Source organism: Streptomyces sp. SX-6 (assembly GCF_059089585.1).
In genome coordinates, this window is sequence record NZ_JBTHHU010000011.1 from 153,676 (window position 1) to 180,634 (window position 26,959).

At 70.6% G+C, this 26,959-nt stretch carries 33 protein-coding genes; 22 read left to right on the forward strand and 11 right to left on the reverse strand.

What is annotated here, in order from left to right; genetic code table 11:
• The first annotated feature begins 438 nt into the window (after positions 1-438).
• The 4 genes from ACV530_RS16295 to ACV530_RS16310 all read left to right on the forward strand — a co-directional run bounded on the left by ACV530_RS16295 (position 439) and on the right by ACV530_RS16310 (position 2,569).
• Positions 439-1,275: a sulfurtransferase gene (locus ACV530_RS16295; protein ID WP_494333180.1), complete on the forward strand. Its 837-nt coding sequence runs from the start codon at positions 439-441 to the stop codon at positions 1,273-1,275.
• Positions 1,276-1,306: 31 nt separating this feature from the next.
• A complete protein-coding gene (locus ACV530_RS16300; protein WP_494333181.1) occupies positions 1,307-1,594 on the forward strand; it encodes a DUF1416 domain-containing protein in 288 nt (95 codons plus the stop codon).
• Between the two features lie 117 nt (positions 1,595-1,711).
• Positions 1,712-1,963 carry a DUF3099 domain-containing protein gene (locus ACV530_RS16305; protein WP_494333182.1) on the forward strand — a complete coding sequence of 84 codons (252 nt, stop codon included), beginning with the start codon at positions 1,712-1,714 and terminating at the stop codon, positions 1,961-1,963.
• A gap of 51 nt (positions 1,964-2,014) precedes the next feature.
• Positions 2,015-2,569: a Uma2 family endonuclease gene (locus ACV530_RS16310; RefSeq protein WP_494333183.1), complete on the forward strand. Its 555-nt coding sequence runs from the start codon at positions 2,015-2,017 to the stop codon at positions 2,567-2,569.
• On the opposite strand, the gene ACV530_RS16315 is transcribed toward ACV530_RS16310, so the two are convergent.
• From ACV530_RS16315 to ACV530_RS16325, 3 genes are all read right to left on the reverse strand, one after another.
• Complete coding sequence (locus ACV530_RS16315) at positions 2,549-3,124, reverse strand: GNAT family N-acetyltransferase (protein WP_494333262.1); 576 nt, start codon at positions 3,122-3,124, stop codon at positions 2,549-2,551. The two genes, ACV530_RS16310 and ACV530_RS16315, sit on opposite strands and share 21 nt — an antisense overlap.
• Positions 3,125-3,153: 29 nt before the next feature.
• Entirely contained in the window at positions 3,154-3,519 is a 366-nt protein-coding gene (locus ACV530_RS16320; RefSeq protein WP_494333184.1) for a DsrE family protein, read from the reverse strand.
• 75 nt (positions 3,520-3,594) lie between these two features.
• Positions 3,595-4,446 carry an alpha/beta fold hydrolase gene (locus ACV530_RS16325; protein ID WP_494333185.1) on the reverse strand — a complete coding sequence of 284 codons (852 nt, stop codon included), beginning with the start codon at positions 4,444-4,446 and terminating at the stop codon, positions 3,595-3,597.
• Positions 4,447-4,550: 104 nt separating this feature from the next.
• Here ACV530_RS16325 and ACV530_RS16330 point away from each other — a divergent pair, with 104 nt between their 5' ends.
• A complete protein-coding gene (locus ACV530_RS16330; RefSeq protein ID WP_494333186.1) occupies positions 4,551-5,420 on the forward strand; it encodes a helix-turn-helix transcriptional regulator in 870 nt (289 codons plus the stop codon).
• A 13-nt stretch (positions 5,421-5,433) separates the two neighbouring features.
• Here ACV530_RS16330 and ACV530_RS16335 read toward each other — a convergent pair whose 3' ends face one another.
• Together ACV530_RS16335 and ACV530_RS16340 are read right to left on the reverse strand one after the other, a co-directional pair.
• The gene (locus tag ACV530_RS16335; protein WP_494333187.1) at positions 5,434-5,742 is read right to left on the reverse strand and encodes a DUF6255 family natural product biosynthesis protein; all 309 of its coding nucleotides are present in this window, start codon (positions 5,740-5,742) and stop codon (positions 5,434-5,436) included.
• Positions 5,691-6,080, reverse strand: a complete 390-nt coding sequence (locus ACV530_RS16340; RefSeq protein WP_494333188.1) for a DUF6415 family natural product biosynthesis protein — start codon at positions 6,078-6,080, stop codon at positions 5,691-5,693. The genes ACV530_RS16335 and ACV530_RS16340 overlap by 52 nt, the downstream gene beginning before the upstream one ends.
• 270 nt (positions 6,081-6,350) lie before the next feature.
• Between ACV530_RS16340 and ACV530_RS16345 the strand changes: the two genes are divergently transcribed.
• On the forward strand, positions 6,351-7,217 hold the full coding sequence (locus ACV530_RS16345) for a helix-turn-helix domain-containing protein (RefSeq protein WP_494333189.1): 867 nt from the start codon (positions 6,351-6,353) through the stop codon (positions 7,215-7,217).
• 22 nt (positions 7,218-7,239) lie between these two features.
• Positions 7,240-7,437 (forward strand): DUF397 domain-containing protein, encoded by a 198-nt coding sequence (locus tag ACV530_RS16350; RefSeq protein WP_494333263.1) that lies wholly within the window; start codon positions 7,240-7,242, stop codon positions 7,435-7,437.
• A 5-nt stretch (positions 7,438-7,442) separates the two neighbouring features.
• On the opposite strand, the gene ACV530_RS16355 is transcribed toward ACV530_RS16350, so the two are convergent.
• The gene (locus ACV530_RS16355) at positions 7,443-7,979 is read right to left on the reverse strand and encodes a hypothetical protein (protein ID WP_494333190.1); all 537 of its coding nucleotides are present in this window, start codon (positions 7,977-7,979) and stop codon (positions 7,443-7,445) included.
• Positions 7,980-8,686: 707 nt separating this feature from the next.
• Here ACV530_RS16355 and ACV530_RS16360 point away from each other — a divergent pair.
• The 4 genes from ACV530_RS16360 (at position 8,687) to ygfZ (ending at position 11,512) form a co-directional block, all read left to right on the forward strand.
• Positions 8,687-9,148, forward strand: coding sequence for a DUF7383 domain-containing protein (locus tag ACV530_RS16360; RefSeq protein ID WP_494333191.1), 462 nt, complete (start codon positions 8,687-8,689; stop codon positions 9,146-9,148).
• Positions 9,149-9,404: 256 nt separating this feature from the next.
• On the forward strand, positions 9,405-9,995 hold the full coding sequence (locus ACV530_RS16365) for a heme-binding beta-barrel domain-containing protein (RefSeq protein ID WP_494333192.1): 591 nt from the start codon (positions 9,405-9,407) through the stop codon (positions 9,993-9,995).
• A gap of 32 nt (positions 9,996-10,027) precedes the next feature.
• Positions 10,028-10,525, forward strand: a complete 498-nt coding sequence (locus ACV530_RS16370) for a Fur family transcriptional regulator (RefSeq protein WP_494333193.1) — start codon at positions 10,028-10,030, stop codon at positions 10,523-10,525.
• 9 nt (positions 10,526-10,534) lie between these two features.
• Positions 10,535-11,512, forward strand: a complete 978-nt coding sequence (gene ygfZ / locus ACV530_RS16375) for a CAF17-like 4Fe-4S cluster assembly/insertion protein YgfZ (RefSeq protein ID WP_494333194.1) — start codon at positions 10,535-10,537, stop codon at positions 11,510-11,512.
• A gap of 136 nt (positions 11,513-11,648) precedes the next feature.
• Here ygfZ and dtd read toward each other — a convergent pair whose 3' ends face one another.
• A complete protein-coding gene (gene dtd, locus ACV530_RS16380) occupies positions 11,649-12,074 on the reverse strand; it encodes a D-aminoacyl-tRNA deacylase (RefSeq protein WP_494333195.1) in 426 nt (141 codons plus the stop codon).
• Positions 12,075-12,190: 116 nt separating this feature from the next.
• On the opposite strand from dtd, the gene ACV530_RS16385 reads away from it, so the two are divergent.
• The 4 genes from ACV530_RS16385 (at position 12,191) to ACV530_RS16400 (ending at position 15,074) form a co-directional block, all read left to right on the forward strand.
• Positions 12,191-12,769, forward strand: coding sequence for an RsiG family protein (locus tag ACV530_RS16385; protein ID WP_494333196.1), 579 nt, complete (start codon positions 12,191-12,193; stop codon positions 12,767-12,769).
• A gap of 46 nt (positions 12,770-12,815) precedes the next feature.
• Positions 12,816-14,054 (forward strand): GNAT family N-acetyltransferase, encoded by a 1,239-nt coding sequence (locus ACV530_RS16390; RefSeq protein ID WP_494333197.1) that lies wholly within the window; start codon positions 12,816-12,818, stop codon positions 14,052-14,054.
• Between the two features lie 80 nt (positions 14,055-14,134).
• Positions 14,135-14,728 (forward strand): NADPH-dependent FMN reductase, encoded by a 594-nt coding sequence (locus tag ACV530_RS16395; RefSeq protein WP_494333198.1) that lies wholly within the window; start codon positions 14,135-14,137, stop codon positions 14,726-14,728.
• 10 nt (positions 14,729-14,738) lie between these two features.
• Complete coding sequence (locus tag ACV530_RS16400) at positions 14,739-15,074, forward strand: winged helix-turn-helix transcriptional regulator (protein ID WP_494333199.1); 336 nt, start codon at positions 14,739-14,741, stop codon at positions 15,072-15,074.
• Positions 15,075-15,305: 231 nt separating this feature from the next.
• Here the strand turns inward: ACV530_RS16400 and ACV530_RS16405 are convergent, their stop codons facing one another.
• Positions 15,306-16,289: a YncE family protein gene (locus tag ACV530_RS16405; RefSeq protein WP_494333200.1), complete on the reverse strand. Its 984-nt coding sequence runs from the start codon at positions 16,287-16,289 to the stop codon at positions 15,306-15,308.
• Between the two features lie 116 nt (positions 16,290-16,405).
• Between ACV530_RS16405 and ACV530_RS16410 the strand changes: the two genes are divergently transcribed.
• The 4 genes from ACV530_RS16410 (at position 16,406) to ACV530_RS16425 (ending at position 21,518) form a co-directional block, all read left to right on the forward strand.
• Positions 16,406-17,308: a LysR family transcriptional regulator gene (locus ACV530_RS16410; RefSeq protein ID WP_494333201.1), complete on the forward strand. Its 903-nt coding sequence runs from the start codon at positions 16,406-16,408 to the stop codon at positions 17,306-17,308.
• Between the two features lie 150 nt (positions 17,309-17,458).
• Positions 17,459-19,672 (forward strand): MMPL family transporter, encoded by a 2,214-nt coding sequence (locus tag ACV530_RS16415; protein ID WP_494333202.1) that lies wholly within the window; start codon positions 17,459-17,461, stop codon positions 19,670-19,672.
• Positions 19,673-19,677: 5 nt separating this feature from the next.
• Entirely contained in the window at positions 19,678-20,886 is a 1,209-nt protein-coding gene (locus tag ACV530_RS16420) for a sensor histidine kinase (RefSeq protein ID WP_494333203.1), read from the forward strand.
• Positions 20,883-21,518, forward strand: coding sequence for a response regulator (locus ACV530_RS16425; protein ID WP_494333204.1), 636 nt, complete (start codon positions 20,883-20,885; stop codon positions 21,516-21,518). The genes ACV530_RS16420 and ACV530_RS16425 overlap by 4 nt, the downstream gene beginning before the upstream one ends.
• An 18-nt stretch (positions 21,519-21,536) precedes the next feature.
• Here the strand turns inward: ACV530_RS16425 and ACV530_RS16430 are convergent, their stop codons facing one another.
• The gene (locus ACV530_RS16430; RefSeq protein WP_494333205.1) at positions 21,537-22,127 is read right to left on the reverse strand and encodes a helix-turn-helix domain-containing protein; all 591 of its coding nucleotides are present in this window, start codon (positions 22,125-22,127) and stop codon (positions 21,537-21,539) included.
• A gap of 69 nt (positions 22,128-22,196) precedes the next feature.
• Between ACV530_RS16430 and ACV530_RS16435 the strand changes: the two genes are divergently transcribed.
• A complete protein-coding gene (locus ACV530_RS16435) occupies positions 22,197-23,078 on the forward strand; it encodes a class I SAM-dependent methyltransferase (protein ID WP_494333206.1) in 882 nt (293 codons plus the stop codon).
• Positions 23,079-23,092: 14 nt separating this feature from the next.
• On the opposite strand, the gene ACV530_RS16440 is transcribed toward ACV530_RS16435, so the two are convergent.
• Both ACV530_RS16440 and ACV530_RS16445 read right to left on the reverse strand, forming a co-directional pair.
• Complete coding sequence (locus ACV530_RS16440) at positions 23,093-23,920, reverse strand: nitroreductase/quinone reductase family protein (protein ID WP_494333207.1); 828 nt, start codon at positions 23,918-23,920, stop codon at positions 23,093-23,095.
• 208 nt (positions 23,921-24,128) lie between these two features.
• Positions 24,129-25,064: a LysR family transcriptional regulator gene (locus ACV530_RS16445; RefSeq protein WP_494333208.1), complete on the reverse strand. Its 936-nt coding sequence runs from the start codon at positions 25,062-25,064 to the stop codon at positions 24,129-24,131.
• A gap of 87 nt (positions 25,065-25,151) precedes the next feature.
• Between ACV530_RS16445 and ACV530_RS16450 the strand changes: the two genes are divergently transcribed.
• Together ACV530_RS16450 and ACV530_RS16455 are read left to right on the forward strand one after the other, a co-directional pair.
• Positions 25,152-26,255, forward strand: a complete 1,104-nt coding sequence (locus ACV530_RS16450; protein ID WP_494333209.1) for a diaminopropionate ammonia-lyase — start codon at positions 25,152-25,154, stop codon at positions 26,253-26,255.
• 131 nt (positions 26,256-26,386) lie between these two features.
• Complete coding sequence (locus tag ACV530_RS16455) at positions 26,387-26,917, forward strand: type II toxin-antitoxin system TacA family antitoxin (RefSeq protein ID WP_494333210.1); 531 nt, start codon at positions 26,387-26,389, stop codon at positions 26,915-26,917.
• Positions 26,918-26,959 lie beyond the last annotated feature (42 nt).

Below are 26,959 nucleotides of genomic sequence, written 5' to 3' on the forward strand. Positions count from 1 at the left end.
GACACCGCGCGAAGCGCGGTTCGGGGGCCCGGGGCGCAGCCCCGGAAGAAACGGTGAAAGGGCGGGGCAGGGGCACAACTCCGTCCACGGTGCGAGACAACACCGTCCGCACCCCAGACCCCCCGGTCACGGCGGCGCCGCGAGAGGCGAACAGATCCCTCCGGGAACCCCCAGGTTCCCACATACCAAGACCCGCCGTCTCACAATCCGGCACCCCGGTGACACACCTCCCCACCCCTCCCTACGATCGGTCGCATGAAGCGACAGGCGGACCTCACCAAGCGGCGGGCAGTCGACCTGTGCCGCCTGTCCGCCATGCTGTGTCGCCGTGCCTGACGGGCGGCCCCGCCCCACCCGTACCCTCCCATCCGCCGTGCAGCACACGGCACTTGTGCCTGCACACCCCGGCGACATCCGCAACTCCCGGAGGAGAACAGCATGAGCCGCAGTGACGTCCTGGTGGACGCCGACTGGGTACAAGCCCGCATCGACGACTCGAAGACCGTCATCGTCGAGGTCGACGAGGACACCTCGGCCTACGACAAGAACCACATCAAGAACGCCATCCGGATCGACTGGAAGCGCGACCTCCAGGACCCGGTCCGCCGTGACTTCGTCGACCAGGCCGGCTTCGAGAAGCTGCTGTCCGAGAAGGGCATCGCCAACGACGACACCGTCGTCCTCTACGGCGGCAACAACAACTGGTTCGCGTCCTACGCCTACTGGTACTTCAAGCTGTACGGCCACCGGGACGTCCGCCTCCTCGACGGCGGCCGCAAGAAGTGGGAGCTGGACTCGCGCGACCTGGTCGCCGAGGTCCCCAAGCGTGCGCGCACCGAGTACCGGGCCCAGCCGCAGGACGCCTCCATCCGCGCCTTCCGCGACGACGTCATCGCCGCCATCGGCACGCTCAACCTCGTCGACGTGCGCTCGCCCGACGAGTTCAGCGGCAAGCTGCTCGCCCCCGCGCACCTGCCCCAGGAGCAGTCGCAGCGCCCCGGCCACGTGCCGTCGGCCCGCAACATCCCGTGGTCCAAGGCGGCCAACGACGACGGCACCTTCAAGTCCGACGACGAACTGCGCACGCTCTACCAGGACTCGGGCGTCGACCTGGGCAAGGACACCATCGCCTACTGCCGCATCGGCGAGCGCTCCGCGCACACGTGGTTCGTCCTGCACGAGCTCCTCAACCAGCCCAACGTCCGCAATTACGACGGCTCCTGGACCGAGTACGGCTCCCTCGTCGGCGTACCGATCGAGCTCGGCGCCAACTGACCCTCCCGATCAGCGAACCGAAGGATCCCCCATGTGTGGAGCAAAGACCGGCGGCCCGGACGCCTCGACCGTACGCTCCGGTGAGACCACCATCCAGGGCTCGGTGACCCGCGACGGCCAGCCCGTCGTCGGCTACGTACGCCTCCTGGACAGCACCGGCGAGTTCACCGCCGAGGTCCCGACCTCCGCGACGGGCCAGTTCCGCTTCTACGCGGCCGAGGGCACCTGGACGCTGCGCGCCCTCGTCCCGGGCGCGACCGCCGACCGCAAGGTCGTCGCGCAGCAGGGCGACCTGACCGAGGTCGCCATCGCCGTCTGACGACCACCGTCAGACGGCGCACACGCCGCGCGAAGGGGCGTACTCCGGGGGTTGGACGCCGCCGATGGAGGAGTACGCCCCTTCGCGCCATCTCACACCGCGCCGTACCGTGTAACTGTGTACGCGCGGCGTAGGCACCTCTACTTCGCCATGATGGGCACCTGCATCGGCCTGTTCGTCCTGGCGTGGGCCGTCGTGCGGCTCTTCTCCGTCCCCGCAGCCGTCGGCCTCTGCCTGTTCGCCATGGTCATCCCCCCGGTCGCCGCGATCGTCGCCAACCGCCACGGCCCGGACGACCGCTGGTGGGACGACCCCTCCGGCGACCCGGAGTCGGACGCCTGGTGGGACGAACTGGACGGCAAGCGGTAGCCGCACCACTACAGCAGGTATCTGCATCCGCGCTACGCCATGATGGACACCATGGTGAACCCACAGCACTTTGAACTGCTCGAAGCGGCTCGCCGCGCCCTGCCCGATGGTTTCAAGACCGAACTGTCCGGCGACACCATCGTGATGCAGGCTTCGCCTTCGGCGCTCCACCAGCTCAACCTCAGCAAGATCCGCAGGCAGTTCGACCAGCACGTCCCCCCCGGATACATCGACTCGGGCAACACGGACCTCGAATCCCCGGAGACCTCCAAGGTCCGGAACCCGGATCTGACGTACCTGCCCGAAGAGGCCATGGTCACAACGGATAGCAGCGTGCCCGCCGATCTGGCCTTGATCGCTGTCGAAGTCGTCTCACCGTCCAATCCGGAGAACGACTGGGTGGGGAAGCTTCGCGACTATCCGCTGATGCACATCCCGCTGTATCTCATCGTCGACGCGCGGGAGAAGACGGTCACGCTGTTCAGCGAACCGGAGAACGGCCGCTATCGCCTTCGCGAAGACGCCGCTTTCGGTGAGACCGTCCACATCCCGGAACCGTTCGGCTTCACCCTCGACACCAGCGTGCTACAGCCCTACAGCGCCTGACTTGCGCTTGGCCGCCCGCCACTCCGACGCCAGTACCGACCAGATCTCGATGTCGTGCCGCTTCCCCCGGTACAGGCGGCACTCGCGCAGCACGGCCTCCTTCACCATCCCCAGCCGCCGGGCCACGGCGATGCTGGGCTGGTTGCCCGCCGCGACCTGCCACTCCACACGGTGGATTCCCCGCTCCTCGACAGCCCAGTCGATGAGCACACGTACGGCCCGGGTCACCAGCCCCTTGCCCGCCGCCGAGGGCTCCAGCCAGCAGCCCGCCTCGGCAGTGCCCTGCTCGATGTCCATGGTCCGGAGGAGGACTCCGCCGACCAACTTGTCGTCGACCCAAATGCCGTAGATCCGCCCGGTGTCGGTGGCCGCCTTCTCCGCGTACCCCCGAAGGTAGGCGCGGCTCGACTCCAGGTCCGCGACGACGTCGGGCAGCGGAATGAACTGCCCGATGAACTCGCGTCCACGGTCCATGTGGTCAAGGAGCTCCTGAGCCTGCCACGGCTCGAGCGGGCGCAGCTCGGAGCCGTCATCGCCCAGGGATATCGCGTACATCATTGCCCTCCACGATCAGATCAGCCCGCTCAGTAGACCAGCGCCTGCACGCCGTCCGCCATGATCTCCCCCACGAACACCTGCGCCCCGGCGATCCGCGCGCCCTCGATGAGGTCCTTCTCCTCGATGCCCCGGCGTGCCGCGCACTGCGTGCACAGGGTGATCATCCCGCCCCCGGCCTTGATCCCCTCGATCAGCTCCGGCAGCGGCGCCGCATGCGGCAGTTCGAACTCCGCCGCCCGGCCCGGCAGCGCGAACCACGACGACTCCCCGGTCAGCCACAGCGACACCTCGACGCCGCTGGCCACCGCGACGGCCGCCACCGTGAACGCCTGCGAGCACCGCTCGGGCGCGTCCGCACCCGCCGTCACCTTGATCACGAGCTTCTTGTTCATGCGGCCACTGTAGGCGGCGAGCGAACCGCAACAGCGGCAGCGGTACTTGTGACGGGGAGTTGCCTGCAGGGCCCCTCAGGAACCGAGCACCGCGCGGATCCGTTCCGCGGTTCCGCGCGGGCGGAAGACGTATCCGTTGTGACCGCCGGGAAACATCTCCAGGCGCGTCCCCAGTTCGCAGGCGAGCATCGCGGCGCACGTGTGCGGCCAGACGTGGCCCGAGTTCTCACCGGCGGCGGGCACGACACGGGCGGGTGAGCCCTTGAGCGCGGCCACATCGAGAACGTGCGCCCTGATGGCCGGCATGTCGTGCGTGAGGAGGACCTTCGCGTTCCGCAGGTGGTCGGGCCCCGGAGCGCGTGCCGGGACGTCCGGCTCGCAGTCGTTCGGGTCGATGTCGAGGTCGGCCGCGAACCTGCGCATCGCGGGGGCCGCGCCCTCCGCCCTGAAGGTCTCCTCGACGGTGAGCAGTTGCCCGAGGGCGAGGGTGCGCCCGGGTTCCGGCAGCAGCTGCGTGACGGGCGGTTCGTGCGCGACGACCGCCGCGACCTGCCCGGGGTGCCTGACGGTCAGCTCCAGCGAGATCAGGGCGCCGATGCTGGTGCCGTAGACGAACGCGGGTTCCGGGGTGAGGGCGGAGAGCAGGTGGGAGATGTCGTCGGCATGCGTGGCGAGCGTCGTCGCGGGGGCGTCGGTGGTGCTCCCCGACAGGCCGCGCCGGTCGTAGGTGAGGACGGTGTACCGGTCGGCGAGGTGGCGCGCGAGCGGTTCGTTCGCGTCGGCACCGTGGTGGCCCCCGGCGACGAGCAGGAGCAAGGGGCCCTCGCCGCGGACGGCGTAGCGCAGTCGCGCGCCCGGCACTTCCAGTATGGATTCCTTCATGGTGCGACCACCGATCCTCTCGTCGGACAGGCCTTGGACGGCCATGTGCCGATCGTGCCGCCGTCGCCGACGCCGCGGAATCGGAGCGCTTCCCCTAGGATCGGCGGTCCCAGGATGCGCTTTCACAACACCGTTATCCCGAGAAGGACATGACACTGAACCGTCCCGACCTCGCCGATTTCCTGCGCCGGTCCCGGGAGCGGCTGACGCCGCGCGACGTCGGGCTCGCCGAAGGGCCGAGGCGGCGGACCCCGGGCCTGCGTCGCGAGGAGGTCGCGATGCTCGCCGGGATGTCGGCCGACTACTACATGCGGCTCGAACAGGCCCGCGGCCCCCAGCCCTCGGTCCAGGTACTCGCCGCGCTGACGGGCGCGTTGCGGCTGACCGAGGACGAGCGGGACCACCTGTACCTGCTCGCGGGGCACCGCCCGCCGGAGGGCGCGCGGGCCGGGGAGTACCTGCGGCCGGGCCTGCGGTACCTCCTCGACCGCCTGGACGGCGTGCCCGTGCAGGTGGTGAGCGATCTGGGCGACCTGCTGGCGCAGAACGACCTGGCGCTCGCGCTGTTCGGGTGCGTGTGCACGGTCGCCGAGGAGGACCGCAACATCGTGCTGAGCTGGTTCACCGACCCCGGCGTCCGCGGTCACTTCGCGGCCGAGGAACACGAGGAGCAGGCCCGGCAGTTGGTCGCCGACCTGCGGGCAGCGACGACCCGTCGCGGCGACGACGCGGCGTCCCGCTCGCTTGTGACGCGGCTCCGGGCCGCGAGCCCGGAATTCACGGCGCTGTGGGACCGGCACGAGGTCGCCGTGCGCAGGTCGCACCCGTACCGTCTCGTGCATCCCGACCTGGGCAGGATCGACCTGGACTGCGAGGTGCTGGCAACGCCCGCGGCGGACCAGCGCCTGCGGATCTTCACCCCTCCGCCCGGTGGCACCACGGTGCTGGACGAGTTGCGCGAGCTCGGCCCGCAGCACCGGCACGACACCCACGCGGCGGGCGTGACCGCCGCACCGTAGGGCCCGGGACTGGTCAAGTGGCCGGCCAAAGGGCCGTCCTGCCGAGCCGCCAGCGGCTGAGGTGACGCACGGCGCGCGACACGACGATCGCAGCTGCGCGGTCCGCGCGGACGCGGTCCCTGGGCGACGGGGTCGCCTTGTCCGGCAGCCCCGGCGGGCGCAGCGCGCCGTACTCCGTGAAACGGCGCGTCCCGCACGTCTTGCACCGCTGCTGGCCGTTTGTGGCATCCCAACCGAACTCGTGGCGGCAGCTGTTGTTCATCAGGTGCTCTACAACTGGCGCTGGTAGTGGAGCAGGTCTTCTGCGGCCCGTCCCAGACATCTGGCGTACGTGATCGCCGACGCGTAGCCGTCGCCGGGGGTCAGCCCCAGCCGGTGGCGGGCCTCCTTCACCACAGCGAGAACGTCCTCGCGGACGGAGTCGCCCATGGGCCTGGCGGCTGCGATGCCGTCCAACTCATCTGCTGCGGGGCCGATATACGTGCGGAGCCGCTCGGTCAGTACGTGAACCCGGCTGGGGACCGGCAGCGACTGCTCCAGCGTCGTTGCTTCGCGGACCAGTTCGCGGACCACGGTTCGGGGCAGCCGCATGGGGGTGGCGAGCTGGGGCGGGGCGGTGAGCCACCCGCCGGGGTTGGCGGTGTAGGGGAAGACGGGCATGGTGCAGCTCCTGGCGAGCGGTGGGGTGAGAGTGCCGACCGGCTGAACCACCGTTCCGCAGCGGCGACTTTCCTCGCAAGGGCAGAGAACCCGTCCGTGAAAACTGGCATATGACAATGGCCGGGCATGGCTTGTACAGGCACTTACACGCGCTGAAAGACTGCGAACACAGCGCGTTTCAGGGCTTGCAAAGGCTCGCTGTGGACCAACAGGGAAGCGTCGACGGGGTACAGGCGCGCGATGCCGGGTACAGCATGGAGAGGGCTCGAAGTGGCAGCACGACGCGGTCCGACGTTCCGTCGGAGGGAGTTGGGCAAGGAGCTCAAGCGCCTGCGGGTGAGGAAGGGTTACAGCACGAAGGATGCGGCTGACGCCATCGAGAGCTCAGACACCAAAATCAACAGAGTGGAAAGCGGCAACAATCAGCTGCCCCGCGTTCGCGACCTGGAAGATCTGCTCGACCTGTACGGCGTTACGGACCCCGACGACCGTGACCACCTGCTGATGCTTCACCGGGAGTCGCTCAGCCCGGACTGGTACAGGCCGTACCAGAACTTCCTTCCCTCAGGGGCTCTGCTGTATGCGGGACTGGAGTCAGACGCCGCCGCCATGCGTGCATGGCATTCGCAGGTTGTCTTCGGGCTGCTGCAGACAGAGAACTACGCCCGAGCCATGTTCACGATGGCGAAGCCGGTCGACGAGCAGAAGACAGAGTTCATCGAGGAGAACGTGGCGCTTCGTATGAGGCGCAAGGAAATCGTGCACAGGGAAGACCCCATCGAACTGCGGGTGATCGTCGACGAAGCGGCGCTCCGCCGCATGATTGGCGGCCCGGATGTCATGCGTGAGCAGTACGAGGAGATCGCACGGGTGGCTGCACTTGATCACGTGACAGTCCAGATCCTCCCGCTGAACCTTGCCACTTACCGGTCCGGCGTGAACTTCGTGCTCCTGGACTTCGGTGCCAAGCTCGATCCCGTTGTCATGGAAGACGGCCCGGTCATGACTGTGTCCGACAAGAGAAGCGAGGTCTGGGCCTACACCCGGAGGTTCGACGCAATGCGCGAGGGCGCCCTGGCCCCGGCGAAGACAGCAGAATTCCTCCACCGACTGGCGAGAGAGATCGATGCAGACTGATACCTGCCTGACAGCACTCGAAATGGCGCATGAAAGCGCCTGGTTCAAGTCCAGTCACAGCGACGATAAAAACGGCGTCAGCTGCGTCTCGGTCGCGCCCCTAGGTGAGCTGATCGGCGTCCGCGACTCGAAGCACAGCAACGGGCCCGCGCTCGTGATACGCGCATCGGCCTGGTCCTCGTTCATACGTGAGGTCCGTTCCGGGGCGCCCGGCGGCTGACAACGTCAGTCGTCGTCCGCGCTGGACAGCGCTTCGGCGATCACGCGGGTGGCGAAGTCGCGGTCGTCAGTGAGCCGGTTGATGTGCTCCGCGAGCAGCACAGCCGTGACTTCCAGCGCATTCAGCTCGTCTGCGGTCCAGTCTCCGTACTGCTTGCGCCACAGACTGGGGCTCAGGCCGGTGCCGGCCGCGATGACCAGGCCGGCCATGGTGGGGATGGTCTCGGGGCGGACGCTCTTGCGCATCATGCGCATCGAGTCCACCAGGGTGGGCACCACGTACTCGATGACGTCCTTGTCGTGGTCCTCGTGGGCCAGCCGCAGCCACTGCATGAACATGTAGATGAGCGTGCACGCGCCGTCCACCAGGTCATGGGCTTCCTCGGGACCCAGTGACGCGGTGAACTGGTCGATCAACTGCTGCTGTTCGGGGTCGGACTCGACCTTGTCGGCGTAGATGGCTTTGAGCCGAGAGTCGATCACCATGAGTGCCGCACCCACGTCGCCGGCGGGAGCATGCTGGGGGTCGCAGGGCGATGACACAGGATTCCTCCTGGGAGTTGACCGTGGGCAACGCGGCGTGTCCGACGGTAGCCCGCCGATGAGACCACGGTCTGCCGAATCCGTTGAAGGCTTCGGTACTTCAGTCCCAAGATTCGGCGGCACGGCCCGCATTGTCGGGGCGGCATCGGTGGGCGGTTTACGTGGCGGGTGCTTGGCCGTCTGACCGTATCGTCGTTGTGCGCGTGAAAAGCGGCTGGTTACAGGGTGGATGGGGGGCGAGCCGGGCTCTCGTCGCCGGGTGCGGGACCGGCTGGGTGGTCTGGCATCCCGTTCACATCACACCCGCCCCACCCACACCGCGAACCGCCCACCGCTGCCGCTCCATGCGCGAGCGTGAGGGGGGCTGGCGAGTCGGGTACGGGTTTCCTCACGAAAACTGCCCTCAGCCGTGAGGAAACCCGTACCCGACTCGCCGTTCGGCATCCGGACTGTGGCGCACGGGACCCGTGAGACCGGAGCGGTCCCGCCCCCGCGCAGCGGACCGGCACCCGGCAACGCGCACCAGCCGGGATCCCTGCTCGCCCGTAGCCCGCCGCTGTGCGCCGAAGGCGCGAGACGAGACCCGCACCCGGCCGAGCAGCATGCCGCCCCACTTGTCACGTCACGTCACCGGGTGGCGGAAGCGCGAGGCGCGGCGCAGGCTGATCCGGGGGCCAGGCGCACGTACGCGAGAGGGCAGGATCCGCATGGGCAGCACGCGAGCCGACTTCCGGATGGTCCGTTTCAACCAGAGGATCGGTGACCGTAAGCCACCGTTCAATTTCATCGCCGGCTCGTCGCAGTACGTCGGCACCAAGACGACGGCCGAGGAGTTCGAGATCGACTCGGACCCGGTCGGCGAGGGCTATCTGGTGATGCAGGTGTACGGGGTCAACTTCACCGGCCACCGGGTGCTGGTCAACGGGACGGACCTCGCCGACTTCGACATCGCCGCGGGCCCCAGGAACGAGGTGCTCTGGCAGACCTGGATGGACCCGGTCGAGGAGGGCGTTCTGAAGAAGGGGACCAACACCATCCAGATCCAGCACGGCAAGACCCCGGGGAACCAGGTGGACAACTTCATCGTCCGGGACGTGGTCGTGCACTGGCGCGCGGCCATGGACGGCGAGACCGGGGGCGGGGATGGCGACGGCCAGAACCAGTGGTGACCCCGGAGCCCGAGGGGCACGATCAACCTCATAGGAACGCTTGCGGCCGGTCCGATTAGACTCGTCCCCGGTCCGTATACACCCTCCCCCCGACCGAGGAGCACGCTCGTGGCTGCGCTTGAGACCTTCTTCACCACCCTGCTGGTTCTGGTCGCCGTCGGCGTTCTCGCGTTCGCCGGGCTGACCTGGAAGAAGCTGTACCAGGGCCAGCGCTGACCCTCCTTGTTCACCCCTACAGATCGTCTGAGCTGATCCCATGATCGAGATTCCTTCCGACCTGCACCGGGACCTGGTGCCCCTCGTCTTCCTCCTCGGCAAGTGGGAGGGTGCGGGCGTCGCCGACTTCCCCGGGGCCGAGAAGTGCAACTTCGGGCAGGAGGTCGTCTTCACGCACGACGGGCGTGACTTCCTGGAGTACGTCTCGCACAGCTGGGTGCTCGACGAGAAGGGCAACAAGGTCCGTCCGCTGGAGACGGAGAGCGGCTACTGGCGGCTCGACAAGGACCGCAAGGTCGAGGTCGTCATGATCCGCGACCAGGGCATCGTCGAGGTCTGGTACGGCGAGCTGGCGGACAAGAAGCCGCAGATCGACATCGTCACGGACGCGGTCGCGCGGACCGCCGCCTCCGGCCCGTACTCCGGCGGCAAGCGCCTGTACGGCTACGTCAAGGGCGACCTGATGTGGGTCGGCGAGAAGGCCACCCCCGAGGTGCCGCTGCGGCCGTACATGTCGGCGCAGCTGAAGAAGGTCCCCGAGGACCTTCAGGCCTGGGCGCAGAACCTGCCGGACGACCTGCCGGACGGCGTCGCGTTCTACCGCCAGGACGGGACGCCCTACAACCCGTGAGCCCGCGCGGTGGCCCGGCCTAAAATGAAGGCGTGGTGGACACCGACTGGCAGAGCGATCTCCGTAAGCGCGGCTACCGGCTGACTCCGCAGCGCCAGCTCGTGCTGGAGGCTGTGGACCGGCTGGGGCACGCGACGCCGGACGACATCCTCACCGAGGTCCGCAAGACCGCGGGCGGGGTCAACATCTCCACCGTCTACCGGACGGTGGAGCTGCTGGAGGAGCTCGGTCTCGTCAGCCATGCCCACCTCGGGCACGGTGCCCCGACGTACCACCTCGCCGACCGGCACCACCACATCCATCTGGTGTGCCGGGACTGCACGGGCGTGATCGAGGCCGACCAGTCGGTGGCCGGGGAGTTCACGCGGAAGCTGCGCGAGGAGTTCGGTTTCGACACCGATATGAAGCACTTCGCGATCTTCGGGCGGTGCGGTTCCTGTACCTCGGAGGAACCCTCGCAGGGACCCTCGGAGGAGCCGTCGCAGGAACCCCCGGAGGAACCCTCGAAAGAGCCTTCGGCAGGGTCGTAGGCTTTGTACATGCTGCGTCAATCGAAGAGCCCTCTGTTGTCGCTGCCCGGCGCCGTCCCCGCCGAGGGCCCGGACGAAGGCGTCGCCGCGCACTACGGCGATCCGTTCCGCGAACAGCGCGCGCTGGCCGACGGGTCCGGTTTCGTCGATCTCTCCCACCGCGGGGTGATCACCGTCACCGGGACCGACCGGCTCAGCTGGCTGCACCTGCTGCTCACCCAGCACGTGAGCGAACTCCCGGCCGGGCAGGCCACCGAGGCGCTGATCCTCTCCCCCCACGGCCACATCGAGCACGCGCTCTACCTCGTGGACGACGGCGAGACGACCTGGGCGCACGTCGAGCCCGGCACGCGGGAAGCCCTGATCGGCTACCTGGAGAGCATGAAGTTCTTCTACCGGGTCGAGGTCACCGACAGCACGGACGCGTTCGCGGTGGTGCACCTCCCGGCGGGCTCGGTCGCCGAGACGCCCAAGGACGTGGTGGCGCGCGAGACCGCGCACGGGCGCGACCTGTTCCTGCCGCGCGAGCGGCTGGAGTCCTTCGCCGCGGAGCACGGCCCGGCGGCGGGCACCCTCGCGTACGAGGCGCTGCGCGTCGAGGCGCACCGGCCCCGGCTGGGCCTGGAGACCGACCACCGGACCATCCCGCACGAGCTGGGCTGGATCGGCACCGCGGTGCACCTGCAGAAGGGCTGCTACCGCGGCCAGGAGACCGTCGCCCGCGTCCACAACCTGGGGAAGCCGCCGCGGCGGCTGGTCTTCCTGCACCTGGACGGGAGCGGAGTGACCCTGCCGGGGCACGGGGCGCCGATCCGGCTCGCCGCGGACGGGCCCGAGAGCCGGGCCCTCGGGTTCGTCACGACCTCGGCGCGGCACTTCGAGCTCGGGCCGATCGCGCTGGCACTGGTCAAGCGGAACGTTCCGGTGGACGCGGCGCTGATCGCCGACACGACGGCGGCGTCGCAGGAGGTCGTGGTCGAGCCGTAGCCCTGCCGGGCGGGGACGGGGGCGGGGATTGTGCCCCGGTCCCGCCCTCTCGCCGTCTCCTGGGGCTGCGCCCCAGACCCCCTGTCGCGGCTTCGCCGCTCGTCCTCAAGCGCCGGACAGGCTGGATTTGGCCCGGCTAGATGTCCACCAGCACCGTGAACGGGCCGCTGTTCGTCAGCGAGACCCGCATGTCCGCACCGAAGACGCCCGTCTCCACCGTGGCCCCCAGCGCCCGCAGCTGCGCAACGACCTCGTCGACCAGCGGCTCGGCCACGGGACCCGGAGCCGCCGCGTTCCACGTGGGGCGCCGCCCCTTCCGCGCGTCACCGTAAAGCGTGAACTGGGAGATCACGAGCAGCGGCGCCCCCACGTCCGAACAGGACTTCTCGTCCTCCAGCACCCGCAGGGACCACAGCTTGCGGGCCAGCTGCGCCGCCTTCGCCGGGGTGTCGTCGTGCGTCACCCCGACGAGCACGCACAACCCCTCACCCAGGATTTCGCCGACCGTACGGCCGTCCACGGAGACGCTCGCCCCGTCCACTCTCTGCACCACAGCACGCATACGGACCATGATGCCCCGTGCCCCTCCAGGGCCGTTCGGGTGGAGACAGCCTGCGCACGCACCGTCACCGGTGGCACGATGCGTGCAGGCCACCCGGCGCGAGGGGACGGAACCGCATGACCACACACGACGCATTGGACAGAGTGCACCCTGTGGACACCCCGCACGCGAGACCCCCCATCCAGCGCTCCGGACGGCTGGCGGACGCGGACGCCCCCGCGCGACGGCTGGGCGAACTGAGCCTCGCGGAGCTGCGTACGCTGCGCCGGGACGCCCAGCAGGAGGAGGCGGACCTCAGCTATGTACGACGCCTGCTCCAGGGCCGAGTCGACATCCTGCGGGCCGAACTGGCCCACCGTTCCCGGCCGGACGCCCCGGTGGTGGACCGGCTGTCGGAGATCCTCGCCGACGAGCCCTCCGCCCACCGCTCCTCCGCCCGGCACGTGACGCTCGGGCCGCCGCACAGCGAGGAGTACCGACGGCTGGCCGAGGACATGCTCGGCGAGGTCGAGCTGTCGGACCTGGCCGCGCGCACGGAGACCGAACTGCACGCGGGCCTGGCCCGGCTGGTGGCGTACGAGCAGCAGGTCTCGGTCCGCCGCCGGCAGCTCCAGCTCACGGCCGACGACTGCAGCGCGGAGATCGCGCGACGGTACCGGGAAGGAGAAGCGCAGGTGGACGACCTGCTCTCCTGACGAAATTCGGGTGCGGCCCGTACCGCGCGGTCCCTACCGTGCGGGCATGGCTCCACAGATACGCACGATCGACGACGCCGACCTCCCCGAGTGGTGCCGCGCACTGCACACCGGCTTCCTGGTAACCCCCGCCGTGACCGCGGAAGAGCTCGAACTGCGGCGCTCCTCCATCGACTTCGCGCGGACCCAGGGCGTCTTCGACGAGGGGCGCTGCGCCGGCACGTTCCGCACCTTCGCCCAGGAGCTGACCGTGCCGGGCGGCGCCCCGGTCACGGTCAGCGCCGTCTCCAACGTCACCGTCTCGCCGACGCACCGCCGGCGCGGACTCCTCACCGGCATGATGGGCCGCGCCCTGCGGGCCGCGAAGGAGCGCGGCGACGCCGCCGCGACGCTGATCGCCTCCGAGTACCCGATCTACGGGCGGTACGGCTTCGGGCCCGCCACCTGGACCACGGAGTGGGAGGTGGACGCCACCCGTACCGGCCTCGACCGGCAGCGCCCGGCAGAAGACGGCCGGCTGGAGCTGGTCGACAGCGCCACCGTGCGCAAGCTCGGCCCGGAGCTGCACGAGCGGCTGCGGGCCGCCCGGCACGGCGTCGTCAACCGCACCGACCGCTGGTGGGACACCGCCACCGGCATCGTCGTCTACCCGACCCGCCGCCCCTGGACCGAGCCCTTCCACGTCCTCCACCGCGCCCCCGACGGCACCGTCGAGGGCCTGGCCACCTACACGTCGGACAACACCTGGCACGCCAAGCGCCCGCACGAGACCGCCACCGTCCGGGGCCTCATCGCGGCCACCCCGGCCGCCGAACGCGCACTGTGGCACTACCTGTTGACCCTCGACTGGGTCACCACGCTCCGTACGGGCTACCGTGCCCCCGACGACCTCCTGCCCCTGCTCCTCCCCGACCCGCGCGCGGCCCGCACCACCACCCACGCCGACTATCTGTGGGTGCGCCCGCTGGACGTACGGACCCTGCTGGAAGCCCGTACGTACGCGGGCACCGGCACCCTGGTCCTCGAGGTCGCCGACCCCGACGGTCTCGCCGCCGGCCGCTGGCTCCTGGACGCCGCCCCGGACGGCGCGACCTGCGCCCCCACGGCCCGCCCGGCCGATCTGACGCTCTCTGTGGGGGACTTGGGCACACTGCTGCTCGGCGACGAGTCCGCCGTACGCCTCGCCGCACTCGGGCGCGTCGGGGAGGACCGGCCCGGTGCCGCCGCCCTCGCCGACCGGCTGCTGCGCACGGCCCGACGGCCGTGGTGCCCGGACGAGTTCTGACGGTGGCGCTTGACCTCAAGTGAAGTTGAGGTCGCAAGCTTCTTCCATAACGCACTCCACGCCTGGAACGGAGCCTCGCCATGTCCGAGACCCTCTACCGCCTCGCCGTCATCGTCGCCTCGACCCGCGAGGGCCGGTTCGGCCCCGTGATAGCCAACTGGCTGGCGCACCACACCGATCAGCACCCCGACATCGAGGTCGACGTCATCGACCTCGCCGAGCACCCGCTGTCGTCGGAACTCAGCGGCACACCGAGCCCGGCTGACGCCGCCTCGCTGAGCCACCTGACCCCGCGCCTGCGCCAGGCCGACGCCTTCATCGTCATCACCCCCGAGTACAACCACAGTTACCCGGCCTCGGTGAAGAACCTCATCGACTGGCACCGCGACCCGTGGCAGGCCAAGCCGGTCGCCTTCGTCTCCTACGGTGGTCTGTCCGGCGGCCTGCGTGCGGTCGAGCATCTGCGGACCGTCTTCGCCGAGATGCACGCGGTCACCATCCGCGAGACCGTCAGCTTCCACGGCCCCTGGGGCAAGTTCGACAACACCGGCCACCACGTGGACCCGGAGGAGGGCGAGGCCGCCGGCCGTGCCGCGAAGACCCTGCTCGACCAGCTCACCTGGTGGGCCGTCTCCCTGCGGGAGGCCCGCGCCGCCCGCCCGTACGGGCAGTGACAATGGCATCATGACCAAGCAGCAGCCGTACCGTTGTCCGATCGACGCCGCGTTGCACGTCATCGAAGGCAAGTGGAAAGCACTCATCATCTGGGAGCTCCGGGACGAGCCGCGCCGCTTCGGCTCCATCCGGCGAGCGGTTCCGGGCATCAGCGAGAAGGTCCTGGCCCAGCAGCTGCGTGAGCTCGAGGCGGACGGCATCGTGCATCGCGAGACGTACGACACGGTGCCGCCGAGGGTGGAGTACTCCCTCACGGAGGACGGCCGCGAACTGAACGCGGCGCTCGCGCCGTTGGGGGCGTGGGGGCGGCGACGCATGGCCCCGCCGGTGGTGGCGGTGGCGTAGGGGGGTGCCCCGGTCCCGCCCTTCCACCGTTCCCCGGGGCTCCGCCCCCGGACCCCGCTTATCGCGGCTTCGCCGCTCGTCCTCAATCGCCGGACGGGCTTAAATTTCGCGCCCGGCCCGGCACTATCCAGCCCGTCCGGCGATTGAGGACAACCGCGCGGAGCGCGGTTTCGGGGCCCGGGGGCTTGCCCCCGGAGGAAACGGTGAAAGGGCGGGGCAGGGGCAAACCTCCTACGCGGCCCGCGGCACGTACGCAAACCCATGCGCACCGGTCTCACCGGCCCGCTCGACGGTCAACTCACCGACCGCCGCACAGCGACGCAGATCCACCACCGTGACCGTGGACGACAAAATGTTGGACACATACGCAAGCGCACCGTCCGGCGACGACTTGACGGTGATCGGGAACTCGCCGACCTCCACCTGGCCCAGGAGTTGGCGACCGTCGGCAGCGAAGACGTTCAGGGTGCCATTGCCCCCGTCCCGCAACTTGCCGACCAACAGCAGCCCATCGACCGTCACATGCACCGGCATGACCGACCCCAGAACCGGCAGGATCCGCTCGACCTCACCACGCTCCGCGTCGATCACCTGCACCCCCGTGCCGATGCTCGTCCTGTAGGCGGCGACGTAGACGTACCGGCCGTCCGGCGACACGTCGATGCCCTCGCCGCCCTCGACCGGGATCCGGGCGGTCAGTTCGCGCTTCTCCAGGTCCACCACGGACACGAAGGGCGCCTCCTTGTTGGAGGCGTATCCGCGCCGCCCGTCCGGGGAGATGACGAACCAGTGCGGCCCCGGCGCGGCGGTGTCGATCCGGCCCACGGGCTTGCGGGTCTCCGTGTCGATCACCACGACCCCGCCCGGAGCGTGGTCGTTGGCCTCGACGCTGACGTACAGCAGACCGCGCCGCCGGTCCAGGGCCAGCCCGTGCGGGGCGTGCTCCGGGGCGATGTCGATCACCTCGACGACGCGGCGCGTGTCCGGGTCGATGACGCTGACCTCGTGCGACGGCCCGGTGTTCGCGCGGTAGTAGCCGGAGCGGTACGTACTGGCGCAGTACAGCACCCTCCGCTCCGGGTCGAAGCACAACTCGTGCGGCTGCGACGGGACTTCGACCACGCCCAGCTTCTCGAGTGTCGCGGCGTCGAAGAACGTGACGGTCGGGCCGCTCTGGCTGGCCACGGCGAGCAGGTCACCCTGTCGTGCGTTCATGCTTCCTCCTCGAGTGTTCCGTTCACGAAAAGTCTTCATCCACCGGTGGATTAACTCCAGTGCATCCTCGGTAAGTAGTCTTTCCACCTCCGGTCATCATCAGGGGGAACGGAACCGTGGAATCGCTGGACTTCAACCTGCTGGTCGCCCTGAACGCCCTCCTCGAGGAGGAGAGCGTCACAGGAGCCGCCGCCCGCCTGCACACCTCGCCGCCGGCGATGAGCCGCACCCTGGGCCGTATCCGGCGGGCGCTGGGCGACCCCGTCCTCGTCCGGGCGGGGCGCCGCCTCGTCCCCACACCGCGCGCGCTGGAACTGCGCGGCGAGGTACGGACGTTGGTGGAGCGCGCCCATGCCCTGCTCGCGCCCGGCGGCGCTCCCGACCCGGCCGCGCTGGACCGCAGGTTCACGATCCAGACGAGCGACGTACTGCTGGCCGCACTCGCCGCGCCGCTGCTCGCGCTCATCGGCCGCGAGGCACCAGGCGTCACGCTGCGGTTCGTACCGGAGGTCCTGGAGGGGACACCGTCGCTCAGGGACGGCAGCGTCGACCTGGAGATCGGCGTCATCGACCACACCGACCCCGAGACCCGCACCGCCCCGCTCGGCGAGTCCGGACTGGTCGGAGCCGTCCGCGCGGGCCATTCCCTGGCCGAAGGACCGGTCACCCCAAGGGCGTTCGCGGACGCCGACCACATCTCGGTCTCCCGCCGCGGCCTCCACCGGGGTCCCATCGACGAGCGGCTGGCCGCGATCGGCCTGAGCCGCAGGGTCACGGCCGTCGTCCCGAGCCACACCGCCGGGCTCTTCCTGGCCTCCACCACGGACCTGGTCTGCACCACCGCCGCCACCCTCGCCCGCCACTGCCCCGAGGCACTCGGCATGCACACCTTCCCCATCCCGCTCGACCTGCCGCCCCTCGTCTTCGGCATGGCCTGGCATCCGCGCAACGACGCGGACGGGGCGCAGCGCTGGCTGCGGGACCGCGTGCGCGAGGTGTTCACCGCGCTCGGTGAGTGAGCCGGGACAAGCGGGGGTGGGCGGGGGTAGGCGGGGGTAGGCGGGGGTAGGCGGGGGTAAGCCCTACCGGGCCCGTCCACCGGTCGGTGGACGGGAAGTACAACCGGCCGATGCTGTCGGGCGCACCCCCCTCCCGGCGAGGGTTGGCGTATGAATCAACTACCTGTGCGCGCCGCCCGATGGAGCGCCCTGCACCCCTGGCGCGCGATCGCCGGGTGGCTGGCTTTCGTGGTGCTGTGCCTGGGCACCGGCATCGCGGTCGGTACTCACAACGCCACCACCGAGGACTACCGGGTCGGCGAGGCCGGCCGTGCCGAGGCGATGGCGGCCGAGGGGCATCTGCAGCGCAAGCCCGCCGAGCAGGTGTTGATCTCCGCCCGGCCCGGCGACACCCGGTCCGGCGACGCCCGGCCCGGCGAAAGCGCCTTCGACCGGCGTGAGGCCGAAGCCGCCGGGCGGGACATCGCCGCCCGGATGGGCGGGCTGCCCGAGGTCGAGCACGCGGGTGCGCCCCGTATCGCCAAGGACGGCAAGGCCGTCGTGGTCGAGGTGACCATGCGCGGGCCGGAGTTGGACGCCCGTAAGCATGTCGATCCGCTGCGGGCGCAGACGGCCGCGGTGCAGAAGGACCATCCGCGGCTGCTGATCGAGGAGACCGGGGCGCCCTCCATCAGCAAGGGCGTGGACGCCCAGCGCGGCGACGATCTGGCCCTCTCCGAGGCGATCACTCTCCCGGTCACCCTGATCACGCTGCTGCTGGCGTTCGGCTCCGTGCTGATGGCCACCGTGCCGCTGCTGCTGGCGCTCTCGTCGATCGCCGCGGCGATGGGCCTGTCGATGGTGGCCTCGCACCTCTCCCCCGACGCCGGGGTGGGCAACAACGTCATCATGCTGATCGGCCTCGCGGTCGGCGTGGACTACACGCTCTTCTACCTCAAGCGGGAGCGGGAGGAACGGGCCCGCAGCGGCGGCCGGTTGAGCTCCGCGGCCCTGGTGGAGCTGGCGGCGGCGACCTCGGGACGGGCGGTCGTGGTCTCCGGGCTCGCGGTGGTCGTCTCGACGGCCACGCTGTATCTGGCCTCCGATGTCATCTTCTCCTCGCTGGCCACCGGCACCATCGTGGTCGTCCTGGTCGCCGTGGCCAGTTCGCTGACCGTGCTGCCCGCCCTGCTGGTGAAGATCGGGCAGCGGAGCGAGCGCCGGGCGGCCCGCGGGGCGCGTACGCCGCGGAGGGTACGGAAGGCCGAGGGCGGCCGGGTGTGGGCTGCCCTGATGCGGCCCGCGAGCAAGCACCCCGCGCTCACTCTGGGCGCCTCGGTGCTCGTTCTGCTGGGCCTGGCCGCCCCGTTGGCCGGACTGAAGATCACGGAGATGAGCCGTGACACCCACTCGCGCGCCATCCCCGCCATGCGGACCTACGACCGGCTCAACGACGCCTTCCCGGAGCTGCGGGTCACCCACCAGGTCGTGGTGCGCGACCGGCCGGACCGTGCCGAGGAGGTGGCCGAGGCGCTGAAGGAACTCGGCCGCCGCACCCAGGCGGACCCGCTGTTCACCGGTGCGCCCCGGCTGCGCACCTCGGCCGACCACCGGATCAGCGTGCTGGAGCTGTCCGTTCCGTACCTGGGCAACTCGGACCAGGCCCGTACGTCCCTCGATCACCTGCGGCACGACTACCTTCCCGCCACGGTCGGCCTGATCCGCGGTGCCGAGACGGGGGTGACCGGTGACGTCGCCCGGACCACCGACTATCCCGCCCACCAGGACGGCAAACTCCCGCTGGTCATCGGAGCGTTGCTGCTGGCGACGTTCGTGATGACGCTGCTGGCCTTCCGCTCGGTGGTGCTCGCCCTGCTCGGCGTGGTGCTCAACCTGCTCTCCGCCGCGGCCGCGCTGGGACTGCTGGTCCTCGTCTTCCAGGGCAAGTGGGCCGAGGGCCTGCTGGACTTCCACTCCACGGGGTCGATCGGCTCCCGGGTACCGCTGTTCCTGTTCGTGATCCTCTTCGGACTGTCCATGGACTACCAGGTGTTCGTGGTCAGCCGGATCAGGGAGGCCGTCCTGGGCGGCGTACCCACACGCACGGCAGTGATCGACGGCATCCGCAGCTCGGCAGCCGTGGTGACCAGCGCCGCGGTGGTGATGGTGACGGTCTTCGCCAGCTTCGTCTTCCTGCACATCATCGAGATGAAGCAGATCGGCTTCGTGCTCGCCGCAGCCGTGCTGATCGACGCCTTCGTCATCCGCGTCATGATCCTGCCCTCGGCCATGCTGCTGCTCGGCGAGGCGAGCTGGTGGCCCCGGCGCCCGCGCCGGACAGGACAGATCCGGCAGCCGGCGCTGCAGGTGGTCGACGTACGGTGATCCGTATGCACCCATGGGCAAAGGCCGACAGCCAGCAGCATTCCTTCTGGGCGAGGACCGTTCGCCAGTGGAACGCGGTCTGCTGGGTCCTGTTCACGGCCATGGCGGCCGGCATCGCCTCCATGAACCTGCCGGCCGCCAACCTTGCCGGGGTGCTGGCACTGCTGGGCTGTGTGGTGCTCTGCTACACGATCCTCGCCCCCTTCCCCGGCACCCGGGTGCTGCACGCTCACGCCTATCTGGGAGTGCTGGTCCTGGCGCTCGGCGGGATCGCCTACCTGTGGAGCGGCTATGCCGCGCTGTTCATCGTGTCGCTGCCGCACTTCTGGCTGTTCAGCCGGACGCTGCGGGCCTCCCTGGTCTTCACCGGGCTCACCACCGTCTCGACCCTGGGCGGGGCCTGGCTGCGCAACGGCTGGACCTCGCAGTTCCTGGGCACCACGGTGATCTCCACCCTGATCGTGGTCGCCGCCAGCGTCCTGATCGGGCTGTGGGTGCACTCGGTGGTGGAGAAGAGCAGCGAACGCGCCCTGCTGATCGAGGAGCTGGAGCGGACCCAGCACGAGCTGTCCGAGGCCCACCAGCGCCAGGGCGCGGCCGACGAACGGGAGCGCATGGCACGGGACATCCACGACACGCTCGCCCAGGGGTTCGCGTCGATCATCGTGCTCGCCGAGGCGGCGCGGGCCGGGCTGGAGGCCGACCCGGCCCGAAGTGCCCAGCAGCTGCGGTCGATCGAGAGCACGGCACGGGAGAACCTCGCCGAGGCGCGCGTACTGGTGGGCTCCGTACAGCAGAGCCAGGTGGCGGCGGGTTCGGTGGCCCAGACCCTGCGCCGGACCCTGGACCGGTTCACCGAGGACACCGGGCTCGCCGTCGAGGCCGAGCTCGAGGACCTGGAGTGCGACCAGCAGACCAGGATCGCGCTGCTGCGCTGCACCCAGGAGTCGCTGGCCAACGTGCGCAAGCACGCGGCGGCCTCCACGGTGAACGTGGTGCTCGCACGGCAGCCGTTCGGCGTGGAGCTGGAGATCACCGACGACGGGCGCGGCTTCGCGGTCGGCAGGGCACAGGGTTTCGGACTGGACGGAATGCGCAAGCGCCTCGCCGAGCTGGGCGGACAGCTCACCGTCACCAGCTCGGTGGGCGACGGCACCCGCGTTCTCGCGATGATTCCCATGGAAATAGAGATGGAGTGCGAGGTAGCCGTATGACCGAGAAGACTCTCCGCGTCGTCGTGGTCGACGACCACGCGGTGATGCGTGCCGGGGTGATCGCCCTGCTCGCCTCCGCCCCCGGCATCGAGATCGTCGGCGAGGCCGACAACGGCCGTGCGGGGCTGGAGCTCGTGGACCGCGAACGCCCCGATGTGGCGCTGGTCGACCTGCGGATGCCGGTGCTCGACGGGGTCGCGACCACGACCGAGATCGTCGCCCGGCACCCGCGGACCCGGGTGCTGATCCTGACGACCTACGACACCGACGCCGACATCGAGCGCGGGGTCGAGGCCGGAGCCATCGGCTACCTGCTCAAGGACACCAGCCGCGAGCAACTGGCCGACGCCATACGGGCGGCAGCGCGCGGCGAGACGGTGCTCGCCCCTCGGGTGGCCGAGAGGCTGGTCGCCAAGATGCGGCAGCCCGTACAGATCCCACTGACCGCCCGGGAGACCGACGTGCTGAACGCGGTCGCCGACGGGCTCACCAATGCGGAGATCGGCAAGCGGCTCGTCATCGCGGAGGCGACGGTGAAGACCCACCTGTTGCGGCTCTTCGCCAAGCTCGACGTGAACGACAGGACGCGAGCGGTGGTCGTGGCCCTCGAACGGGGGCTGCTGCGGAAGTGAGCCTACGGAAGTAGCGTGCTACTTCCGGGGCTTGGCGCGTACGTGCATCCGCTCGCCCTGGCGGCCGAAGAGGCTGAGGACTTCGACGGGTTCGTCTCCGGTGCTGCCGAACCAGTGCGGGAGCCGGGTGTCGAACTCGGCGACCTCGCCCGGGCCGAGGACCAGGTCGTGGTCGGCGAGGATCAGGCGCAGGCGCCCGGAGAGGACGTAGAGCCACTCGTACCCCTCGTGCGTACAGGGGTCCGGGGTGCTGCGGGTGGGCGGGATGACCATCTTGAAGCTCTGCAACGGCCCGGGCTGGCGGGTCAGGGGCAGCACGGTGGCGCCGTGGGAGCGCACGGGGGTGAGGCGCACGCGGGGGTCGCCGACCTCGGGGGCGCCGACCAGTTCGTCGAGCGGCACCTGGTGCGCCTGGGAGATGGGGAGCAGGAGTTCCAGACTGGGCTTGCGCTGGCCGGACTCCAGGCGGGACAGGGTGCTCTTGGAGATGCCGGTCGCCTCGGCGAGTGCCGCCAGGGTGACACCGCGCTGGGTACGCAGGCGCTTGAGGCGGGGGCCGACCTCGGTCAGGGCCCGGGTGATGGCAGTCGAGTGCTCCACATCGCCCATTGGAACCGTTTGTCCCGGAAACGGCAACAAGGATTGCCACAGCGTCGTTCCCGTCCCACGCTGGCAGACATGCACGCACACCACCACCATCACGCCGACGACGGCGCCGACAACGGCGACTACGACTGGGACGCCCTGAGCACCCAGCTGGAGCGCGAGGCAGAGCTCAACTCCCCCTTCCTCGAGGCGGCCGCGGACTGGCTGCGATCCCTGCTGGGTACGACTGTCGGCCGCATCCTCGATGTGGGCAGCGGGCCCGGCGTGTTCACCTGCCTGCTCGCCCGCGCCTTCCCGCAGGCCGAGGTCATCGCCGTCGACCAGTCCGACGGCCTGCTGGAGCGGGTCCGGTCGCGGGCGGCCGAGCAGGGCCTGGACGGCCGGGTATCCGCCCAACGCGCCGTACTGCCGGAGGAGTTCGACACGCTGCCCGACGCCGATCTCATCTGGACGAGCAACGTCGTCCACCACCTCGGCGACCAGCAGGCCGCGCTGAAGGACCTCGCCGCCGCACTGCGGCCCGGAGGCCTGCTGGCCGTCGCCGAGCGCGGGCTGCCGCCGCGCTACCTGCCACGCGACATCGGCATCGGCCGCCCCGGCCTCCTGGCCCGCGTGGACGCCGCCCACGAGGACTACCTCACCGCCATGCGCGCCGAACTGCCCGGCTCCACCGGCGTGGTGGAGGACTGGCCCGCGATGCTGACCCGCGCCGGACTCGCCCCCGCCGGGACACGGACGTTCCTCATCGACGTCCCGGCACCACTGGATCCCGCGACCCGCGAGCACCTGCGCGACCGTCTGGCGGGGATGCGCGGCCGGGTCGAGAGCCGGCTCGACGACGAGGACCTCTCGACGATCGACCGCCTCGTGGACGCCGACGCCCGTACGGGCATCCTGTCGCGCCCCGACGCCTTCTACCTCGCCGCACGCACCGTCCACACCGCGCACCTTTAGAGGAGCACGCGTTTTTAGAGGAGCGGGATCAACTGCTCCTCTTCGTAGTCGAGATGACGCTCGAGCTCGTCCGTGAGCCGTTCGACCTCGGCGAGCGCCTCCCCGGGGTCCGCGCCCACGTCCGCGATGACCGTACGCAGGCTTTCGAGGAGCTCCGCGACCCTCTCGTGCTCCCGGTCCAGCCGCTCCAGGACCGGGGCCAGTTCGGGATGGAGCCGGGCGAGGTGGGGGAACATCATGGTGCCCTCGCCGGTGTGGTGGTTGTGCAGCCCCTTGCAGAGGGTCAGGCAGTTGACGCGGAGCTGGGCGCCCAGCCTCGGACCGGACTCGGCCATCTCCTTGCGGATCAGGGCCAGTTCGCGACGGAACCAGTCATGGACGACCTTCAATGCCTCACCCGGAGTCGCCGCGGCGACGTTGGGCGGGCCGGCAGGTATCTCCCGGAGGGCGACCACGGGGAGGAGGCGCGTCGTCTTCGCCTGATAGTCGGCCCACCCCGGGTCGGCCTCGGCGGCCCGGGCGAAGGCGCGGTCGCGCTCCTCGCCCTCCAGGACGACGGCCTCCGCCTCGTACGTGAAGATGCCGCTCTCCACCGTGACCCGTGGATGGGCCACCAGGTTGTGGAACCAGGCCGGATGGCGCGGCGCGCCCCCGGCCGAGGCAATGACCAGCACCTGGTCACCGCCGTCGTGCAGATACGCGACCGGAGTCGTGTGCGGGGCGCCGGACCGCGCACCGGTGGTGGTGAGCAGAAGCAGTCTGCCCCCTTCGAACGGGCCGCCGACGCGCCCGTTGTTGGCGCGGAATTCGTCGATGACCCACTGATTGAAATCGTTCGGCATGCTCTGTTGCTGCTCCAGGTTTGCTGTGTTGGCTTGGCCAAAGAAGCTGGAATTTCGCACGTGTTGTGCGGCAACAGAGATGGCGGCGGGCCCCTCGCCCGCCTCGCGCTCACGCGGAGGCCGGGTGCCCTACTCGTGTGTGGCCCATGGCCGACCCGGCAGTCACGTAATGGATCTTAGGCACGTCCCGATCACCCTGGCAATGCCGCTACGCCACCGCTTCCGTTACGTCACCGCTTCCGTTGGCCGCCGCTTCCGTCAGGGCCCGGCGGCAGGCCCTGACGGCGGGGTGCCCGCCGCGGCCCCGGCGGACCGCGGTGAACAGCCTGCGCGCCCGGTGGCCGGGCGGCAGCGGGCCGAGGGTGACGGCGGGCGGGCGGCCGTGCCACAGGAGGTCGGGCAACAGGGCGGCGGCATGGCCCTGTTCGACGAGCCGCAGGTGCAGGAGGAGGTCGGTGGACTCGTACCGTACGTCCGGTTCGAAGCCCGCTCCCCGGCACAGCGCCGTCGCCCAGCGCCGGGCCGCGGTGCCCTCGGGCTCCATCACCCAGGGGTGCCCGGCCAGGGCGCGCAGGGCGTCCCAGGGGTCCGCCGGGCCGGGCGGCCCGGACGGCCCGGGGCGGGCGAGGCGCAGGGTGTCCTCGGCCAGTTCCTCCCACTCCGCCTCCGCCGGGCGGGGGCCCGGGTCGCCGGGGTACTCCTCGGCGACGACGAGGTCGAAGTCGCGGGCGAGCAGCGCCGGGAGGGCCCGCTCCGGTTCGGCCTGGGTGACGTGGACGCGCAGCCGGGGGTGGGCGTCGCGCAGCGCGGTCAGCGCGGCCGGCACCAGGGCGAGGGCCGCGGTCTGGAAGGACGCGACGCGCAGGGTGCCGGTGAGCTCGGCGAGGGAGCCGGCGATGTCCGCCTGGGCCCGCTCGAGGCGCTCGAGCACGGCCTCGGTGTGGGCGACGAGGATCTCCGCCTGCGGGGTCAGCCGTACGCGCCGGCCCACCGGCTCCAGCAGTGGAACACCAATTTCCGCTTCCAGCTGTGCCAGTTGCTGCGAGACGGAGGACGGGCTGTAGGACAGGGCGGCGGCCACGGCCGCGAGGGTGCCGCGGTGCTTGAGCTCCCGCAGCAGACGCAGCCGGCGGAGGTCGAACATCGGCCCCCCATCGTTCGGTTTCCTTGACGAATATACGTCGGATACCTGTGCTGGACCGAGGGGTGGCCCGGACGGCACCTTGATCACATGCACGCACCTTCCTCCTCCCGCACGTGGTACGCACGTTCCTCCGCCACCCGCACCTGGCCCCCCTCGCCCACACCCGACGCGGTGCGGGACTTCCACGCCTCGCTGCCCGGCTACACCCCTACTCGGCTCGCCGAACTGCCTCCCCTGGCCGCCGAATTGGAAGTGGGCCGCGTCTTCGTCAAGGACGAGTCGACGCGCCTGGGGCTGCCCGCCTTCAAGGCGCTCGGCGCGTCGTGGGCCATCCACCGGATCCTCGCCGGGCGGACGGCCGGAACGGACGGGCCGGTCACGCTCGTCACCGCCACCGACGGCAACCACGGCCGTGCCGTGGCCCGGATGGCCCGCCTGTTCGGGCAGCGCGCCCACGTCTTCGTACCGCGCGGCGTACACCCGGCGGCGACGGCGGCCATCGCCGCCGAGGAGGCACGCGTGACCCGGGTCGACGGGCCGTACGACGAGGCGGTACGCCGGGCGGCCGAAGCGGCCGCGGCGCCGGGCTCCGTCCTCGTGCAGGACACCGCGTGGCCCGGATACGAGCGGATCCCCGGCTGGATCGTGGAGGGGTACGCGACACTGTTCCGCGAGGCCGACGCCCAACTCGCCGCTGCTGGGGGCGGGTTGCCGGGGCTGGTGGCCGTACCGGTGGGCGTCGGATCGCTCGCCCAGGCCGCGATCACCCACTACCGCGGCCGCACCGCGGGGCCGGCCCTGCTGTCGCCGGCCCTACTGTCGGTGGAGCCCGAGGCCGCCGCGTGCGTCCTCGAGAGCCTCGTGCGACAGGAGGCGGTCAGCGTGACGACCGGCGAGACCACGATGGCGGGCCTGAACTGCGGTACGCCGTCCACCCTCGCCTGGCCCTTCCTGCGCGACGGCCTGGACGCCGCCGTCGCGGTCACGGACGCCGACGCCGCCCGCGCCGCCCGCGACCTCGCCGCGCTGGACGTCCCCGCCGGGCCCTGCGGCGCCGCCTCTCTGGCGGGCGTACGCGCCGCCCTCACCGGCGAGGGCGCGGAGGAACGCCGCGCGGCGCTGGGCCTCGGGCCCGCCTCGGTGGTCGTCCTGCTGAGCACGGAGGGGGCGGCCGCCAACCCTGCCACGTAGGCACTCACAGACGCCCACAAGCACCCACAGGCGCCCGCAGGCGCTCGCGCCACCGCGTGCGCCACCTCGCACCATCAATGCGCCAAACATGGCACTTGTGGTGGCGCCATAGTGGTGCCACTATGTTCTGCATGGACCTCACCCCGTACGTCGACAATCTCCGCCATGAACTCGCGGTCGCCGCGGACGCGGGTGGAGACGAAGCCCGCGCCATGGCCGAACGGCTCACCGCGCCCCTGGAATCGGCCGCCCGGCTCACCCTGCTGAGCGCGCTGTCCACCGCCGCGGGCGAGATCACCCGCGACCTGGCGCCGGGCTCCGTGGATGTCCGGCTGCGGGGCCTCGACCCCGAGTTCGTGGTGACGCCGCCGTCCGTCACGGCGTCGTACGAACCCACCGAGGGGCACGACAGCATGGCCCGTACGCCCCCGCCGACGGCCCTGGCCGCCGTGCCGGACGACGGCGACGGCGCCACCGCACGCATCAACTTCCGCCTCCCCGCCCAGCTCAAGGCCCGGATCGAGGAGGCCGCGGGGCAGGAGGGCCTCTCGGTCAACGCCTGGCTGGTCCGGGCCGCGGCCGCCACCCTGGAGCCGGCCGAGCACCCTCGCCCGGCCCCCCGCAGCAGTCACGGACAGAGCTACACGGGCTGGGTCCGCTAGCCAGGACCCGTCCGGCAGACTTCACCACCACCTCCCCTCACC